This window comes from Phormidesmis sp. 146-20, assembly GCF_052939475.1.
This window is the reverse complement of sequence record NZ_JBJPHT010000060.1, coordinates 1-18,106: the sequence shown is the minus strand read 5'-3', so window position 1 is coordinate 18,106 and position 18,106 is coordinate 1. Positions and strand designations below refer to the sequence as shown.

The following is an 18,106-nucleotide window of genomic DNA, read 5'->3' as shown; positions in this document are numbered from 1 at the left end:
AAACTCATTCTCAATTATTGAATCTCAGTATAGGCTAGAGGCAAGTCTTCAAAAGTTCCCTCTAGTTCAAGCCTGCCTTTGTTTAGTAGAAGAATACGATCAGCCCGTTGAAGAACTGCTCGCCGATGAGAGACTACAAGAAACGTAGGTGTCCAAGACTGCGAACTAAGCTGAAATAGCTTCGACCAAAGCTTTTGTTCTGTTTCAACATCCAAAGCACTCGACAGATCATCAAAGACTAAGAGTTCCGGTTGACGAATCAGCATTCGAGCCGCAGCAACTCGCTGAATTTGTCCGCCAGAAAGCCGCATTCCTCTAGAGCCAATCTGGGTATCGAGTCCATCGGGCATCATTGCTAAGTCTCGATCGAACATTGCAAGCGCGATCGCATTTCGGACTTCCTCATCGCTCTTCTGTAGCCCAAGCAGAATATTTTCTCGCAGCGTTGTACTAAACAGTTGGGGAACTTGTGGCGTGTAAGCACTCTGAGACGGAACAAAGAACTGAGCCGGATCAGCAATCTTCTGTCCGTTCCAAAGGATTTCTCCCGATTGCAGAGGTAATAGTCCCAAAAGAACCTGCAATAGCGTCGTTTTACCAGATCCGACTGATCCAGTAATCACTGTAAAACTACCGCGTTGAAGCTGGAGAGAGAGATTAGTAACGCCAGAATCGCTGTTTGGATAATGATAGGTCAAATTGAACGCCTGCAATTCTTCAAAGCGATCGCAGATTGTTTCCTGCTGAATGATAGGTAGTTGAGGAGTTCGCCCAGTCAACCTTGGCAGATAGAGCGGATGATGGGCAACGAGCGTTTGCGCCTCTGCATTCACCAAGGCTTGCATCCGTTCAAAAGACACTTCGCTTTGTTTTGAGAGCGCGATAAACTCGCCTAAAAACCCCAGAAAATAGGTGACATACGCTAAGTAATATACAAATAGCGCAAAGTCTCCAACGCTCAACGTTTGACTATTCTGCATGGATTGAGCCGCAAAGAAGAGGATTGCACCCGTTCCTAAGCTCACAAGATTATCGAAGCTAGAACTTAAAATTGCATTGAGTAGTTGATCTTTGACGATCACTTGACGACGGCGATCACACAATTGTCGAAAATGGCTTAACATACTGGTTTCGGCTCCAGCTACTTGAATCGCTTGCACTGCCGTAAACATTTCTCCTACCATTCCGGTTACTTGCTGTGTCGCTTGACGGCTGGCGCGACGGTAACGTTTAATGCGATCGCTAACTTGATGCAGAATCACCGCAATGAGCGCCAGGGGCAAAAATACAAACAGCGTAATCGTGGCATTTACACTGAAGAGCAACAGCAACGAACCAATGGCAAAAATGCCTTCACCTAAAACTTCATTTGTACCCACAACATTATCTTCAATCTGACTCGCATCTTCTCGAAAAAAGCTGATTACTTCTCCGGGTGAGATTGTGTTTTCGCCAGTCGTGGTTAAAGCTTCAGCACCGGGACGATTTAGCAATTTCGACAAAAGATTGCGCTGAATTAAACTATTCATTGTGAAACGATGCTGCGTTTTTGTAATTCGTCCGCTGAAAATAACAACAATCTGCGCTAGACCTGTTGCAAGTAATATCGCAATCCATACCCAGGGAGAAAAGGAGAAAGCAGATTGGCGCGTCAATGTGTTGAAGAATTCGCGAATGATCACACCGGGTACAGCAGGCAGTCCAGCAATTAATAGCCAGAGAATGGTGTCTGTCCAATACAGCGATCGAGCATAAGTAATCATTTGCCAAAGAAGCGACCAGATTGAAGCTCGATTCGTTGTCATAAAGCTAACCTCAAACGAATGGCACTTACTTAAGGGTCGGGGTTTTGAGAAAATAGAGCAAGAAAAAGCTCCAACCCTGGTCTTTTTGAGGTCACAGGCTGGGAGTGACTAAAATAACTAGCTCCACTATGCCAAACTCTGCTGAAATTCTCAAGCAAACATTCGCCAACAGGGTCGGTTTACCGTTTCAACAGATCCTGCCTGAATCTGTGATAGCCAGGGTCTTGGTCGAAGAGACCGTGAGCTATCGGGATCGTCTGTTTAATCCGTTCGTGACGCTGTGGGCATTTCTATCCCCGGTGTTCGACAGCGACAAGCGTTGTCGCAACGCGGTGAGTCGGGTGATCAGTTGGTTAGCCAGTGCAGGGCGACCAGTCTCCACTTGACAATGAACCTAGAGTTAGAAAACGCAGAACGAAAGCCTTCCCCCTGATGAAGCAGCCTCGCTCAATTCTCAAAGCTAGTCTAGCTCGTTGATTGACCTTAAGTAAGTGCCATTCACCTGAAGATAGATAAACTTAGGTGGATGACCATACAGCAAACTACGCTAGACCTGTTGCTTTATAAGGTAGATTAGTGATACCTCAGGAGCAGAAGCAGACGATGTTCAACATTAGTCGAGCGTTAGACAATGATCGCCTATTGAGGTCGCTAACCGGACTCAATCGCAAGGCGTTTGACGAGTTGTGCCCGGTCTTCGACGAGGGGTATCAAGCAGCGCTGCAACACGACCCCAAGCCCCGGAAACGAGCGAGAGGAGGGGGCGCAAAGCCCGACTGGGGAGTGTGGAAGCCAAGCTGTTCTTCAGCCTATTCTATTTCAAGACTTACCCCACGTTTGATGTTTTAGGGTGGTTATTTGACCTAGAGAGAGGACGCAGCAATCGCTGGGTGCATCGGTTACAGGAGATCTTAGAGACGGCTTTAGGCAAAAAGATGGTCTTGCCGGAGCGCAAGCTGGAAAGTATGGAGCAGTTTCTGGAGCGCTATCGCGATGTGAAAGAAGTGATTTTGGACGGCACAGAGCGTCCCGTGCAGCGCCCTCAGGAAACTCAGAATCAGAAAGCGCATTATTCGGGCAAGAAACGACGGCATACCCGTAAACACATCACGGGCAGCACGCGAAAAAAGCGAGTGATTTTGCTCACGAAAGCGCAACCCGGAAAGATCCATGACAAGCGACAACTGGATGAAGCAGACTGGGTGGACAAGATTCCCGATGCAGTCAGAATCGAAGCAGATTTGGGATTTCAGGGATTGCAAAATGAGTTTGTCAACGTCCATCTGCCGCACAAAAAACCCAGAGGCAAAGAACTCAGCGAGGCTCAAAAACAGCACAACCGAGAGTTTAGCCGTCAACGAGTCGTCTGTGAACAGTCCCATGCGGGGATGAAGCGCTACGGTGCGGTATCGGACATCTATAGAAATCGTGTGCCTGAATTCGATGATCACCTGATGCTCACGGCGGCTGGGTTGTGGAACTTCTACTTGGAGGTGGCTTAACTACGATAGGGAGAGGAAATGCGCTTTGCGCTTGCCTGCAAAGCCTTTTATTAAGCAACACGTCTAATAAAGCTTTTAGATCACTGGCTTCTTGAGAACTAGAAATTGACGCGATCGATTTCCTTTAGCAACTCACTGCGATCTAAAGTTGTCTGTCTAGTTTTACTTGAGAAAATACGACGATCGAGAGAGGTGGCTTGTCTCTTAAGCAAGATGAGGTCATCCCTCTGGTTGAGTACCTTCAGGAAGTAGCTGCAAAATTCTTAACTCGACCTTCTGCTTTTGGGAGGTTAGAAATGTCCCGTTCAGTCCAGATTTCTAAATTAGGAGATTCCATCATGTCAACCGAGACGACCGAAACCACAGGATTGCCTGAAGTCACGACCCAAACCACAGTGATTGATCTGCCAACAGGCGATCCTTTAGTGATCGAAAACAAAACCGTTACTGCCCCTCCCACCGAAGAGTGGCTGAGAGACAAAGCAAGAATTTCAGCGTTTTTTGATGACCCGATCGGCTACAGTTCTTCTGTTCTAAAGCCCTATTGGCCGATCTTGAAAGCAATTGGTTGGACATTGCTGGCGATCGTAGCCCTGAATCTACTTCTCACCTTGTTGGGTGCGATTTTGACAGTTGCTACCAGTGTTCCAATTCTGTCCCCACTGTTTGAGCTAGTTGGAATCATTTACACAGGCTGGTTTGTCTATCGTTATCTATTGACTGCTTCTCAACGTCAAGAACTGTCTCAAAAAGTGAGGAACTTTAAGCGTGAGATTGTGGGTGATATCAATGAAGTATTAGGCACCGACAAGAACAGCTAGAAGCCCCTCGAAACAGCCTCTCACAGTCGAGCTACGGTGTACACACAAGTCGTTGTCGCTTCGTTTCAGGCGGCTTCAGCCCCCTAAATCCCCCAGTCTGGGGGACTTTGACCAAGGAAAGATTTCCAAAGTTCAAAGCCATGACGACGGCTCAAAGTCCCCCATTTTTGGGGGATTTAGGGGGCGAAGGATCTCAGCAATGACAGATCGATCGACTTGTGTGTACACGGCAGCACAGTCGAGGGGCTACTTTCTCTACTACAACTCATCAATTCAATAGAGTGCCATCATCGCAACGAGGAGTTATCACAATGGTCAAATCTGATCCAAGTCGCTCAAAAGAAGAACCTCATGCATTAGAGACCCGTTCGCAGCAGGCTAACCTACTAGGTTCGATCGCCGGGCTAATAACCTTTCAAGCGGGAATGGCGATCGTCAGTACAACCGTCGAGATTGGTAAAACCCTGACCCAAAAGCCGACTCAATGGATTAGCAACCTGACGCGAGGAGCCGGAGAAGCCCTGTCTTTGGTGGGCAATATTCCCTTTTTGAGAAACCCGATCGTGCAAAAAATTGTTGGGGTGCTGAGATTAGATTGGCTAATTGGCATGACCGATCGCGTCGATTTTGACAGAGCCGAATCTGAAGTCAAACAACTTCAACAACAGCATCCTCAAGAATCTCCTAGCCAGATTGCTCACCGGATTATGGTAAAAAAAGCCATCAACGCCGGAAGAACAGGCTTTCTCACCAGTATGTTACCGGGATTTGCAGTGGCGCTATTGGCGATCGATCTGGCCGCTACTACCGCAATTCAGACTGAAATGTTATATGAAATCGCCGCCGCTTATGGCTTAGATCTGCGTGACCCAAACCGTAAAGGAGAAGTATTAGCAATCTTTGGATTAGCGCTCGGTGGTAGCAATGCCCTCAGAGCAGGTTTTGGCTTTCTGAGAAACATTCCCCTAGCAGGCGCAGCGATCGGAGCGGGCACCAATGCCACGATGATATATTCACTGGGCTATGCGGCTTGTCGATTTTATGAAGCCAAGTTGAGAGAAGCCACTGAAGAACCCAATGCTGAAACCCTAAAAGCCATCCAGCAAGAGAGCGAACAATATATGAATGTTGCGATCGCTCAACAAGCAGTAATGGATCAGATTCTAGTTCATATGATCTTAGCTAGTTATCCTCAAAAAACCTGGGACAGCGTTCTCCCCGAACTCAAAACCCTGCAACTAGAACCTCATTCTCTAGAAGCGATCGCGACGAACATTCAATCACCTGAGCCATTAGACAAGCTACTACAACAACTTAACCGCGATTTTGCCATTCCCTTACTTGCCCAATGTCGTCGTATTGCTGAAAGCAGCGGAGAAATCTCGTCTCAGGAAGCAATTGTGCTGAATGCGATCACTAATCAATTCAATCTGGAAGTCGAATAAAGAGTGGTTAGCATCTCCCACCGTTCTTAAGTTACTAACGTTTAACTAAAGATAGCCCTTAAAGCAGACATCACCGAGAGTTGCACTTTCTAGAATGAGGCGACGTTAATCATTCGGGGGTTGATTATGACAAATACAAGTGAACAAATTGCTCAGTCTGCCAATCACAATGCTAATGCTGCCCTCAAAGAAGTGAATGCACCCTCTGTACATCCTGCGGTTGGAGTTGTCGGTGTCAGCGCGATCGGCGGAACACTTGGTGCAATGGCTGGAGGCGTTTTGGGTGCGCTTTTGGGTGGAGTTTTGGGGGCGTTGAGTGCCTCAGTTCAAAATTCAAAATCTGCGGGGTTGGGCTACTATGCAACTCGCAATCAAAGTAAATCGCTGCCGTCGTTAAATCAAGCGATCGATCGTCTCGCCACCCAAGCAGACAAAGCCAGAAAAGAGATTGCTCAAGACGTTGAGGATGCTGGAGAAAGCATTCAACAAGGCGCTTCTAATCTCGCTGCCAAAACTCAAGAAACAGTAAGTAATGGACTTTCTCAACTAGACTCGTCTCTTAATTCCAGTCAAAATGCTACTTCGGATGCAATGGTCAAAGGCATCTTGCTCGACATTGATGGCACACTGGTGATTAGCAACGATGCTCACGCTCAAGCCTGGGTCGAATCGTTTGCGGACTATGGCTACGAAGTTGCGTTTGAAAGCGTGCGCCCTTTGATTGGAATGGGTGGCGATCAAGTTGTGCCCCGCATGGTTTCTGAACTGTCTGGAAAAGAAGGCATTGGCAAACAGATCGCCGATCGCCGTAAAGAACTCATCATCAACAAGTTTGGTGCTACTTTGCCTCCGACTCCTGGCTCACGAGACTTTGTGCTCAAACTCAAACAAGAAGGATTTCAACTCGTTGTAGCGAGTTCTGCGACCAGTGAAGAACTTTCGGTTTTACTCAAAGCAGCCCAGGTTGACGACCTACTCACGCAAGAACCTGCCACCACTGCCAGCGACACCGAATCCTCAAAACCCGCGCCCGATCTCGTGCAGGCGGCTCTCGACAAAGGACACCTACAGCCCCAGCAAGTCATCATGTTTGGCGATACGCCCTATGACATCGAATCCGCAAATAAAGCAGGCGTGCAGGTAATTGCCTTCCGCACGGGTGACTTTGACGATTCTCAGTTAGCAGGTGCCCTGGAGATTTACGACAGTCCCGCCGATTTTCTAGCACACTACGATCGCTCTCTAGTGGCCCAACGTCAGACCGTCCCGATCGCTCAATAACCATCTTCTACTCGCTGTCTTCTACTCGCAGCGATAGCAATCCTATTTGACGTGAATTCGACGAAGTTTTTCGCTTCAATGTCAAGCTTCTGCCCCCCCCAAACTCCCCGCAAGTGAGGGACTTTGAACTGGAATTCTTATCTAGAAGTCCCCCAAAATTGAGGATTGGGCAGAAGCACCCAACAACGAAGCGAAAACCTTCTATCAAATTCACATTAGAACCCCGCTCCCGTTTGATCCCTCATCCCTCATCCCTCATCCCTCATCCCCCATGCCCACCGCCCTCATCACCGGAGCCTCAGCCGGAATCGGAGCCGCCTTTGCTCAAGAACTCGCCTCTCGCGGGACGAATCTGATTCTAGTAGCCCGATCGCAAGATAAGCTGCAATCATTGGCAGACTCGCTACAACTGCAATATCAAATTCAAGTTCAAATTATTGCTCAAGACTTGACGGAACCGGATGCAGCGGCGATCGTATTTGACACCGTTCAGCAACAGGGACACAGCATCGATTTGCTGATCAACAATGCCGGAATTGGCGACTATGGTGATTTTGCCGAAAGCGATCGCGATCTTCAACTCAAGATCATTCAACTCAACATTCTGGCATTGGTGGATCTGACTCATCGATTTTTGCAGGGAATGCGCCAACGGCGATCGGGCGGAATTATTAACCTATCTTCTGTTGCGGGCTTTCAGTCGATGCCTTACTTCTCGATTTATGCGGCGACTAAAGCCTTTATTCTCAGCTTTAGCGAGTCGCTCTCTGCCGAAAATCGTCGCTATGGAGTCACCGTTTTGGGTGTGTGTCCCGGCCCAAGTGAAACGAAGTTTTTTGCCGAAGCAGGCTTTCCTTCTTATCTGATCGACCTGGTTTCTCGAACCTATACACCCACCAAAACAGTCGTCCGAGATGCGCTGGATGCGTTGGAAAAGCGAGAAGCGATCGTCGTTCCGGGTAATCCACTCAATCAGGTGTTGGTCAACTGGCCGCGGTTTTTTCCACGAGAGGCGGTTGCTAATTTTTGGAAGTTTGCGCTGGCAAAGCGTTGAGAGCCGATTGTTTGAGCATTAGTTCGATAAACTCTTCGCTTACAGACTCAAGAACGCCTCCCTAAATCCATGTTAGTTTGATGAACTCTTCGCTTGTAGATCCGGGAACGCCTCCTAAATCCCCCACTTGTAGGGGACTTTGAACCAGAGTTCTTCTCTTAAACCCCCAGAATTGCTACCGTGTACACACAAGTCGTTGTCGCTTCGTTTCAGTCGGCTTCAGCCCCCTAAATCCCCCATGTTGGGGGACTTTGACAAAGGAAAGATTTCCAAAGTTTAAAGCCATGACGACGGCTCAAAGTCCCCCATTTTTGGGGGATTTAGGGGGCGAAGGATTTCAGCGATGACAGACTGATCGACTTGTGTGTACACGGCAGCAGAATTGGGGGGGTGGGGGGCAGAAGATCTCAGCAACGAAGCGAACAACTTCCATCAAATTCGCGTTAATCTGGTCTCTGGTGAACGAGATGAGCCAAAACTTGAGCCTTACTTAGTTCGCTGACGAGCCGTTGGGCTTGATGTTTGTAAAGCGGATAGTCAAACAGTCCGGGTAAGTGAGCCATGCGCGATCGTGCCAGTCCAATCTCACAGCCAGAAATCCGAGCGATCGCGACCCCGCCATCAAACACCGCCTCAGATGAGAAAGCTTTTTCTACCTGCACAAACCAGTGACGCGGCTTTAGGGCGCTCCGCTCGATGCGCTGCAATCCGTCTAGTGTTGCCAAAATAATTAAGCGATCGCCTTCTTCTAGATGCGTATCATCAGGCGGCATGAGTTTCGCAAAATTCTGCATTCTTTTTTGATGCAAAATTGGCACGACTTCATAGCCATACGCGACTTCGGCTAATAGCAATCCAGTCAGCGTATCGCCCGCCTCTACTCGATATTCTGTGACTAACATCGTCTGATTGTTAAGCCGAAATAGATTGATCACATTTTCGCCAAATGCTGCCGCTGCAAAGGCTTCGGCCGCCAGTGCATACGCGCCCAACACTCTCGCATGGGGCAATAGCCGCGCTACATTGTCGCTAAACAAAGGATCAAACGTGCGGATCACCAGATTTAATGTCGGATTGGCTGCATAGGCCATCAGTCCGATTTCTAAGTTAGTTACTTCGTCGTCAGTCACCGCAATGATGCTTTTGGCGGACATCAGATTCGCACGATTGAGAGTCGTCGTTAGATTGCCGACAATGAGCGGCATTTGGGGTAAAACGCTCGTCTCCAGCGAGGTGCTGTGAATTCCGACGATCGGCTGTTTGAGATCTTGCAGCAGCTTTGCCACCCGTTGCCCCACTCGCCCAAACCCAACCAAGACAACGTGATCCGCTTTTGGTACAGGAGGACGACGCTTGAGAAACTGAAATCTAGAAACCAGAACCCGCTCGGTCAGCAACGCATAGAGAATTCCGACAAAGACAGTTCCGATTACAGTTAAGCCAACGCTAAATAGATGTAACCAAACTGGAACCGGGAACGCTAATTTGAGTTGCCCAAATAAGTTGTCATAACCACCGAGGATCAGAACTAGAGATACATTAAGGGCATCTTGTAAATTGAGATCTGGATATTGAAGTTTATACAACAGCGCACCAATCAGAAATAAGCTGAACATTGTGATTCCAGAAAGTAGTGCAACCTGTTGAGTGGGGGTTTGTTGAATATCTGCCCAAAATTGTTGTAGCCAGGGTTTGAGTGTTTTCCAACTGAGGCGATCGCTCCATTCTCTCAGCCTCGATCGCTGCTTAGAAGCCTGCATTCCTGGAATTATCTTTTCTGCCATCGCTTCGACATATACCACCGTATCGCCTTCTGTAATTCTCGTGTCGGATTCCCATTTATAAAAGCCTTTGGCAGGCTGATTACCACTGCGCGTATGAGCTAAAATTCGACGAGTTGAGGTGTTGAGTTCTTGTAGTTGAGCGCGATCGCACCAGCGATGATGGCGATCGATTTGCACCCGCACTACTCGCAGCAGTTGACCTTCTAAATTAAAAAATCCGCGAGTTTCTCCGCCCAAAGCTGCCAGCGCAAAGGCCGCAGCCGGAAGCTGAGTCGCCTCAAACGCCACAAAATTTCCCAGCCGTTCACCCAGCAACTGATTGAGATTTTGCTGATCTGAGCGGACGATTAGCCTGATGTCAGGATTGACCGCCCTCGCCGCAAACGCCGCCTGAATATTGACCCGCTCATTACTCGTCACCAACAAAATCGCCCGACACTGCTGAATCTTAGCCTGCTCCAAAATTTTGGGCTGACAACAATCCCCGATGACCAACTGATCGATCGCCGCCGACAAATCAGGAATATCCCAATCGCTACGATCGACCCGATCAATTGCATGAACCTGGATGCCAAATTCTTTAAGCACGATCGCACAATACTGTCCCAGTCCGCCCAATCCACACACCAAAAAAGCAGTTGAGTCTAGGCTCAAGCGGTTCTCAGAAGTCATATTGTGTTGAAGTAGAAGGGAGTGTGCATCCAGTCTAGACAGGCGATTGAGCGTTTAGGGCAGACACACAAAAATTAATCTCTAGAAATGTCTCTTACAATCCCTTAGAAATTTGTTTAATCAATTGCAGCGATGAATTCTGCTCGATCGAGCCGTTCACATTTATGTAATGAAGAATACTATTTACCCATTCCCATCTCTGTAACGCTATAGAGAAAGAATTGAATGCCCTCAGCGCTGAGGCGAGGAAATTCTAGCATTCCAGACTGTAAAACTAAAGGGACTACCTACATGACGATCGAAGCCTCCATTAGTCCGTCAAAAGCGTTAAAGCACAATGCCCTTTCGATGGTCGATACGGTAACGCTTGCCGTTGCAGGATCGGCTCCCTCCTATTCATTAAATGCGACTACGGCCACGCTCGTTGCGGCTGTCGGGCTGGCTGGCCCAGGCGCATTGCTCTATGCGGCGATTCCGATGTTTGGCATCTCGTTTGCTTTTATGTATCTCAACCAGTGGCGATCGGATGCAGGGGCCTCCTATGCCTGGGTCGGTCGCACGCTCAAACCGTCTCTTGGCTTTTTGTCAGGCTGGACGTTTCTCAGTTTAAGTACGATTTTTATGGCGGCCGCAGCCGTCCCGATCGGAGTAGCCACGCTGGGATTGTTTTCGACAGCGCTTTCAGAAAATGTTGTGTTAGCGACGATCGTCGGCAGTTTTTGGCTAATCAGTATAGCGACCATTACCGTGATGGGCGTGAGTCTGGCGGCTCGATTTCAGAAAATCATGACCGGGATTGAAGTGATCAGTCTAATAGCACTGGCGATCGGGGCATTAGTCAAATTCTCAGCCAATCCCGTGAATCCATTTTCCTGGAGTTGGTTTGCTCCAACGCAGTTTGGTAACCTTGAAACGTTTATGGCTGGAATGCTGGTGGCGACATTTTACTATTTTGGCTGGGATGTCTCCTCTAATGTGTCTGAAGAAACGCAAAACTCAAATTCTACGCCGGGTTACAGTGGTGTAATCGGGATGGTGGGCGTGTTTCTGCTGTTTCAAGTGTTTCAAGTTTTGGTGCAGGTGGGCATGACACCCGATCAGATTGAGAAAGCGGGGGCAAATCTTTTGGGCGTTTTGGGCGATATAGTGCTGCCGCGTCCCTGGGGAAATATTGCGGTTTTAGCCGTTTTGGTGAGTACGGTGGGCACGATCGAGACTCAGCTCACTCAATGTTCTAGAACGCTGTTTTCGATGGCGCGCGATCGGGTGATCAGTCGCCGCTTTGAGGAGATTCACCCAACCTTTCAAACCCCCTGGCTAGGAACGTTTGTGATCAGTTTGCTGGCGCTGAGTTTGTTAGTGGCATCAAGTTCGATCTCGACGATTAATGAGTTGATGGCGGGGTTGATCCAAACGATCGGTGTTCAGGTGGCTTTTTATTACGCGATGACAGGATTTGCCTGCACCTGGTACTATCGTCGGCAACTGCGCCAAAACTTTCAAACGTTGTTGATGAAGGGCATTTATCCATTCACGTCAGCGATTTTTTTGTTAGTCGTTGGTATTTATCAACTGACTCAATTTGAGAGTACTGTTGTTTATCTAAGTATTGGCGCGATTGCGATCGGGATTCTTCCGATGCTCTATTACCGTTGGAAATATCAAAGCAGTTTTTACAGCGCTGCTCCTGAAGCTTTTGAGTAGAAGTTTGGGGCGATCGTTCAGTCTCAGTAGATCAGTAGAGGGGATGTCGCCACTTTGTAAATCGTCGAATCTTGATGCTGAATCCGCATCGTTGAGTTTGAAAGTCCGGAAGTCCCCCAAAATTGGCAGCTTGGGAGGCAAAAGTTCTACGCAACGAAGCGAGAAAACCTCCTCAAATTTAGGCGTTGCTGATTGGAGGGATGACTCTGTGGGAAGTGTCTATCTTTTCGCCCCCTAAATCCCCCAAAATTGGGGGACTTTGACCTTGGGGTTCCCGCCGCTTTGGGGCAATCTATCCCCTGATTCAGCAACGCCCAAATTTACGTTAATTTCACTTTCTAGGGAGTGGCGCGATCGACGCAATCAGGACAAGAAACGCCCATCTCATAGTCAGCAGAAGCCTTGTCAACCTGAGAAATCGGATGCCCACAGGCGCGACACATCTTATGAGTTCCATCCGTCACCCCTTCCGCGACCGCCACCCGCTGATCAAACACAAAACACTCTCCATGCCAAAGGCTTTTTTCGGGAGGCACCGCTTCTAGATACTTGAGAATGCCGCCTTGCAGGTGATAGACCTCCTCAAATCCCTGAGACAACATAAGAGCAGACGCTTTTTCACAACGAATTCCCCCCGTGCAAAATAGAGCCACCTTTTTGTGTTGGTTGGGATCAAGCTGCTTCACATACTGAGGAAATTCTCGAAAAGATGTCGTTTTGGGATCGATCGCCCGCTCAAAACTGCCAATCTTGATCTCAAGCTGATTGCGAACATCGATCACCGTCACTTCTGGATCTGAGATCAAATCGTTCCAATCCTGCGGCTTTACATAGGCTCCGGTTTGCTCAGTGGGATCGATCTGCGGCATTCCCAACGTGACGATCTCTTTTTTGAGTTTGACCTTCATGCGATCGAAGGGCTGCGATGTCGTCACAGACTGTTTGACTTCTAAATCAGCGAGTCGAGGGTCAGCTTTGAGAAATTGCAAAACTGCTGCGATCGCCGCTTGAGATCCTGCGATCGTGCCATTAATCCCTTCCTGCGCCAAAAGAATCGTGCCCTTCAACTCCTGCGCCAGACAATATGACAGCAAAGGCGCTCTTTTTTCAGCAAAATCAGGCAGCCGCACAAACTGATAAAAAGCAGCTACAGTCTGTTCTTTTTCACAGATCATCATTCTCACGGTCTTCTCTAACACACGCTTGCCATCAATCTAAAGTTTAGACTTTAGACCTGATCTAGCTCAAGAATCAAAGTCTGAAGTCCAACGTCCCCTGTCCAATATCTAACGTCTATCTAACGTCGCCCTTTTGACAAGCCACTAGATTCTCAATCTTAACTAGTGACCAACGCTACTAAGCAATAAAAAACCGACAGTCTTCGTAAGAAATCTGTCGGCCAGTCGTGTGTTCCCTGTTGATGACTCGGCTAAAGTTGAGTCCTTTACAGTATGTCTGGCGGTGCCAATACTTTTAGCGATCCCAGTCACACTATAAGGTGATCTCTATCACGATTCGTCGAAGAGACTATCGTCAGCTTTTGAGTACTCAGATTGGCGATTTTGTCTACTCTTTCCCAATTTTCGGTGATAGCTAATAATTGAGTACAATTCACCATTGACAAAGAATCTAGGGTTTGGTAGAGACGGAATTGAATTTCTGTGGTATTCTAACAATACCTTGAGTAGAAAAAGTAGGATATCGGGCTTCGGGGCAGTCTGTGATTTCTCTCAAACCTACCCAACCTGATATCGCAAAACAAATTAAATCCCTTTGATGAGGCTGAGTTGCAATTGAAAATTCAAGCGTCGGACATCCAAACAGGCGATCGCATTGTTGCTTACTGCAATAACAAGATGCAGATCTGCAAGGTCAAACACATTGAATCTGATCTCACCAATATCAATCTGTCGGTTTCGACCACTGGACATCATCAAAGTTCATCTTCACGAGTGGTTCGGTTTCGGCGAGATGCCCTAGTCGATCTGGCCGCAGAATTGATCCAGCCGTTGGCGATCGAAGAAATCTGTGAGCCATCTTCCTAGACAAGCCCGATTTGTTCTGACTTTTCGTTAAAAGTAGCGCTGGGAGAAGGGCACTCATCTCGCCTACACAGTGTCATGCGATAGAGGTAGAGTTTAATAAACTCCGCCAGGATGATGCTGTTTTTAACGATTTTATCGAAGAGGTCATGATGTTTACTCAAATCACTCGATCCTCATTGCAGGGGCTGATTGGTAGAAGCGTGCTGCTGATGGGAGCGATCTTGCTGAGTTATCCGCAGGGGATCGGGCCTTCTCTGTCGGCACCTACAAATCCAGCTAGTCAGAAGCCAGATCCCAGTCTGACAACGCCTTCTCCAGAGCAGCAGTTTATTCCTCAAGCAAGAATTGCCCTGACGAGCGATCGAGTGACTGTCCTTTTAAAGAACAACACCTATGCGACCATCAGCTATCAGGTCATTGGAGACACCAAACCTCGGACTTTGGCAGGGCGTTCAACAGTGCTGCTGCAAAAATTGAGAACTCCCGTTACGCTGACGCTCGATCGTCAAGATGCAGGCTTATTAAAAGTTACTCCCACTCCAATGAGCAACGCCAAAGAGTCTCTCGAAGTCACCCTAGACACCACGACCGATTTGAGCGCTGATGCAACAACAATGAGAGTCGAAAGTACGGGTGCAATTTTTCTGTACTAAATCTTCGGGTTTCAATAAAAGACTTCTCTGTTATTGTCTACTCGCAAGCTCCAAGCGAAACGCTTTTCTAAAAGCCCCTCAAATTGGCAGCTTGAGGGCAGAAGATTTGAGCACCAAGGCGAAAGAATTCACCAAGCAAACGTTAATTTTGTGACCGCTAGAAAGCAGCGTTCGCCTGCCAAACGTGAGCAAACCGATCGCTGCCTTCAACCTTAAAGAAATACTTCAAGTAATGCCAAAGTTGTAAACTCAACATCACTAAAACTATGAAATAGAACTTCCTGCCTGAGACAATAGTTGTCCAAGTTGTTGAAGTTTAGACGCTGCATCTCCGCTGGCACTTCCGGCTGCTGATGAAGTCTGAGAACCGAGATCAGCCAGGATTTCACTGATCGAGGCACCGCCACCCGCCGTCAGAGCTTGTTTGAGTTCGCCAAGAGTTTCAGCGATTTCGGTTCCTTGTAGCTGTTGTTGCCAACTTTCGATCGCACCCACAGCCGCTTCGGGAGGAAGAGAAGTCAATCCACCTTGTAGGGCGGCGATCGTAGAATCTAAATCAACCGTTTGAGTCGAATCAGCCATATTGAGACATCCTTATCGTATTCTTGGGCAATTAAATTAGCCGTCGGATTCTGAGTTTCACTCACACCTGGCTTAAGTCTTCTTCACATGCTCACTCATTTCGTCACTCTCTGGAGGTAGATGGGAGGGAGGGATGAGGGATGAGGGATGAAGAAGTTTGGCGTTGCTGATTGGAGGGATGAATCTGTGAGGAGTGTCAATCTTTTCGCCCCCTAAATCCCCCAAAATTGGGGGACTTTGAGCACTGGGCTTCCCTCCGCTTTGGGGCAATTCATCCCCTGATTCACAACGCTAGAAGTTTTTTGGCTGGGAAATCGTACCCTTGGGGGTAATGGAGTTTGTTGAGGGGGGCGCTTATCGTGGAAGTGTTCTGAAAGGGATCAGGCGATCGACAGCGGGTAGCTGAAATTTGATCGCCATCTCTTAAGAACAACAGTCAACAGCTAATCACTCTCTTGCGTCCGTCACGGGATGCAGACCGATCGGAGACATTGATGATAGGAATGTTTCACTGCTTTCCTGCCGTTAGTTGTCTCCTTTTTTTGTCTTCTTTTTTTGGGTTGCTTAGTCTGAATGGCAGCCGTGGTTTGAGGGAGAGGGCGGCACATCCATCGCGGGACTGGCTGTAAAGAATCCGATCGGCTTGAGCATAAAACCACTGTAAGCAGTCGGCATCACCGGAAAGTCTTCGGGTCGGGGAATGTGATGGTGACCAAAAGTGTACCAGACGACGACATCGGTGTTGGTGAGCGATCGATTTGCCTGTGTCCATTGGGGCAATCCTTCGCCGCCTGCGTGTTGGTTGGGATACTTGCCAGCGGAGTAGAGTTCGTCAGCGTGATAGGGCGTGACCCAGAGGTGTTTGGTCATGAAACCGGCCCGCTTGAGAATGGGCGAATCGGGATGGGCAAAGGGCAACACGTTTTCACCTGGAATCAGCTTGTAGCCGACGTTTTGACCCAATCGGTTTTGAATATTGGGATTGGTAATTTTCCAGTAGCGAGCGCTCAACGGATCAACAATTCGCTGTGCAGATTGTTCGGTTTCTAGCAATGTCGATTCTGCGTAAAAAGCATTGCCGTAGGGATTCATTTCTCCCATCGGTTCAGCCTGACTGTTGACTTCGTAGACTGAGTTATTTTGTCCGTCAATGTCCATATCCAATCGCATACTAAAAAAGTGCTGATGGTTGAGCGCATTGAGTTTGGGAGCGACTAAAGTACCATATTTTGGCGTGTCTCCTAGCGTTGCACAAAGTAAGATTCCAGTGAGCTTAACTTCGTATTGGATTGTGCCATCTTGATAGAAATACCAGAAAAAACCGTATTCGTAATTGTCTACGGTGGCGATGAACGAAATCACGAGACGACGCGATCGCCGCACTTCAGATTCTCCAAGTCTCCAGTCGGTATGTTTCCAGAGAATGCCGTAGTCTTCTTCGTGTAGACAAACTGCATTTTCGGTGACGGCGACTTCTCCTCGACTATTGGTGAGCACTGCATCAAAGTAATGGATTTCGCCTAAACAATCACACCCTAATTTGAGAGAATTTGCCAACATTCCGACCCCGTGTTCGCCCAGATCAAAGGCATTTTTACGAAAGTGTTGTACCCGTGGATCGCCATACGGAACTACCATTTCAGCCATCGAAGCCCGATAGAGAATCGGACGAAGTTTGCCTTGGTCTTCATAGCCAACTGTGTAGAGAACTAACCCTTCACGAGGTGTAAACCCAATCCGAAATTGCCATTTTTGCCAGCGAATTCGATGCCCATTCACTTCAAAACTCGGCCCTTCTGGCTGCGTAATTTGCAGCGGTTTAATATCATCTCGAAACTTGGGAATAAACGATCGCGCATACTCACTCGCCTCTGGCGGTACGGGCAAAACACCCAAATCTTCTATCTTCAAGACCTGCATTTTGTTGAGGTCAACGACGGGAACTAGATTATCAATTGGACGCGCATAAAAGTTACCGTTTGGCGTTGCCCGCAGATAGCACAAACAGCGAGAAAGCCGAATCCCAACTTCTTCTGCAAAGCCAAAATTGCCGATCGCCCAGGGGTCAACGACGACTAAATCAAGGTCAGTAATGCCCCGTTTTTGTAGCGCTGCCTGAAACTCTGGATGAGCTTTGACCACAGCCTCACACTCGCCCAATTCATCCGCCATAATGTTGGGCTGCACATCGGGAATTTGCTCCCAGGAGGTGACTTGGCGATCGCTGAGACTAACAATTGCTTCATAGGTCGCGCCCGTCTGATTGTCGAGCAAAATCAAAAACGCCGATCGCTGAATCGGATCGCCTGCGACATAGTTAAGGACAACCGATTTGGGCGGCTCGTGCAACACGACTGTAGGAAACCGAAAGGACGATCCAAGATTTTGTTGTGTGCGAACGATCGTCACGGCGGTCTGAACTTCTTCAACCGTGAGCGGCTCTAAAGGGTGGAGAATCGTTTGGGTAGTGCTTTTGAGAATGGGAGAAATCGTCATGATTGCTATGAAAAATAAAGAACATTAAGTTCTGAATTAGTGCAGTATAAGGGACGGTCTTAATCTATTTCCGTTCACTCATATCCGTTTCTAAGCCTAGACTGAATTAACAAATTCATGGTTGTGCGATTAGTTTATAAAACGTTAAATGATAAAACCTTGAACTGCAAATAAAAATGATTCTAATTAAAAATGATTTTAATCAAAGCTAAGTAGTTAGGTGCAATTAAATATAAAACGCTCCAGTTCATACTCACCCGCT

At 47.9% G+C, this 18,106-nt stretch carries 14 protein-coding genes; 9 read left to right on the top strand and 5 right to left on the bottom strand.

Going from position 1 to position 18,106, the window contains the following annotated elements; translation table 11 throughout:
- Positions 1–14 precede the first annotated feature (14 nt).
- Positions 15–1,805, bottom strand: a complete 1,791-nt coding sequence (locus ACKFKH_RS29120) for an ABC transporter ATP-binding protein (protein WP_446861865.1) — start codon at positions 1,803–1,805, stop codon at positions 15–17.
- 128 nt (positions 1,806–1,933) lie between these two features.
- Here ACKFKH_RS29120 and ACKFKH_RS29115 point away from each other — a divergent pair, with 128 nt between their 5' ends.
- The 6 genes from ACKFKH_RS29115 (at position 1,934) to ACKFKH_RS29090 (ending at position 7,908) form a co-directional block, all read left to right on the top strand.
- Positions 1,934–2,191: a hypothetical protein gene (locus ACKFKH_RS29115; protein ID WP_446861864.1), complete on the top strand. Its 258-nt coding sequence runs from the start codon at positions 1,934–1,936 to the stop codon at positions 2,189–2,191.
- Between the two features lie 399 nt (positions 2,192–2,590).
- Positions 2,591–3,307: a transposase family protein gene (locus ACKFKH_RS29110; protein WP_446861863.1), complete on the top strand. Its 717-nt coding sequence runs from the start codon at positions 2,591–2,593 to the stop codon at positions 3,305–3,307.
- 338 nt (positions 3,308–3,645) lie between these two features.
- Positions 3,646–4,128, top strand: a complete 483-nt coding sequence (locus ACKFKH_RS29105; RefSeq protein ID WP_446861862.1) for a CAAD domain-containing protein — start codon at positions 3,646–3,648, stop codon at positions 4,126–4,128.
- Positions 4,129–4,439: 311 nt separating this feature from the next.
- Positions 4,440–5,573 carry a YcjF family protein gene (locus ACKFKH_RS29100; protein ID WP_446861861.1) on the top strand — a complete coding sequence of 378 codons (1,134 nt, stop codon included), beginning with the start codon at positions 4,440–4,442 and terminating at the stop codon, positions 5,571–5,573.
- A gap of 126 nt (positions 5,574–5,699) precedes the next feature.
- A complete protein-coding gene (locus tag ACKFKH_RS29095) occupies positions 5,700–6,854 on the top strand; it encodes an HAD family hydrolase (RefSeq protein ID WP_446861860.1) in 1,155 nt (384 codons plus the stop codon).
- 271 nt (positions 6,855–7,125) lie between these two features.
- Positions 7,126–7,908 carry an SDR family NAD(P)-dependent oxidoreductase gene (locus ACKFKH_RS29090; protein WP_446861859.1) on the top strand — a complete coding sequence of 261 codons (783 nt, stop codon included), beginning with the start codon at positions 7,126–7,128 and terminating at the stop codon, positions 7,906–7,908.
- A gap of 443 nt (positions 7,909–8,351) precedes the next feature.
- Here the strand turns inward: ACKFKH_RS29090 and ACKFKH_RS29085 are convergent, their stop codons facing one another.
- The gene (locus ACKFKH_RS29085; protein WP_446861858.1) at positions 8,352–10,364 is read right to left on the bottom strand and encodes a potassium channel family protein; all 2,013 of its coding nucleotides are present in this window, start codon (positions 10,362–10,364) and stop codon (positions 8,352–8,354) included.
- Between the two features lie 225 nt (positions 10,365–10,589).
- On the opposite strand from ACKFKH_RS29085, the gene ACKFKH_RS29080 reads away from it, so the two are divergent.
- Positions 10,590–12,068: an APC family permease gene (locus ACKFKH_RS29080; RefSeq protein WP_446861857.1), complete on the top strand. Its 1,479-nt coding sequence runs from the start codon at positions 10,590–10,592 to the stop codon at positions 12,066–12,068.
- Positions 12,069–12,406: 338 nt separating this feature from the next.
- Here the strand turns inward: ACKFKH_RS29080 and trhO are convergent, their stop codons facing one another.
- Complete coding sequence (gene trhO, locus ACKFKH_RS29075; RefSeq protein WP_446861887.1) at positions 12,407–13,246, bottom strand: oxygen-dependent tRNA uridine(34) hydroxylase TrhO; 840 nt, start codon at positions 13,244–13,246, stop codon at positions 12,407–12,409.
- Between the two features lie 609 nt (positions 13,247–13,855).
- On the opposite strand from trhO, the gene ACKFKH_RS29070 reads away from it, so the two are divergent.
- Together ACKFKH_RS29070 and ACKFKH_RS29065 are read left to right on the top strand one after the other, a co-directional pair.
- Positions 13,856–14,113: a hypothetical protein gene (locus ACKFKH_RS29070; RefSeq protein ID WP_446861856.1), complete on the top strand. Its 258-nt coding sequence runs from the start codon at positions 13,856–13,858 to the stop codon at positions 14,111–14,113.
- Positions 14,114–14,262: 149 nt separating this feature from the next.
- Positions 14,263–14,766 (top strand): hypothetical protein, encoded by a 504-nt coding sequence (locus tag ACKFKH_RS29065; RefSeq protein WP_446861855.1) that lies wholly within the window; start codon positions 14,263–14,265, stop codon positions 14,764–14,766.
- A gap of 264 nt (positions 14,767–15,030) precedes the next feature.
- On the opposite strand, the gene ACKFKH_RS29060 is transcribed toward ACKFKH_RS29065, so the two are convergent.
- Together ACKFKH_RS29060 and ACKFKH_RS29055 are read right to left on the bottom strand one after the other, a co-directional pair.
- On the bottom strand, positions 15,031–15,348 hold the full coding sequence (locus ACKFKH_RS29060; RefSeq protein ID WP_446861854.1) for a hypothetical protein: 318 nt from the start codon (positions 15,346–15,348) through the stop codon (positions 15,031–15,033).
- A gap of 564 nt (positions 15,349–15,912) precedes the next feature.
- Entirely contained in the window at positions 15,913–17,844 is a 1,932-nt protein-coding gene (locus tag ACKFKH_RS29055) for a primary-amine oxidase (RefSeq protein ID WP_446861853.1), read from the bottom strand.
- Positions 17,845–18,106 lie beyond the last annotated feature (262 nt).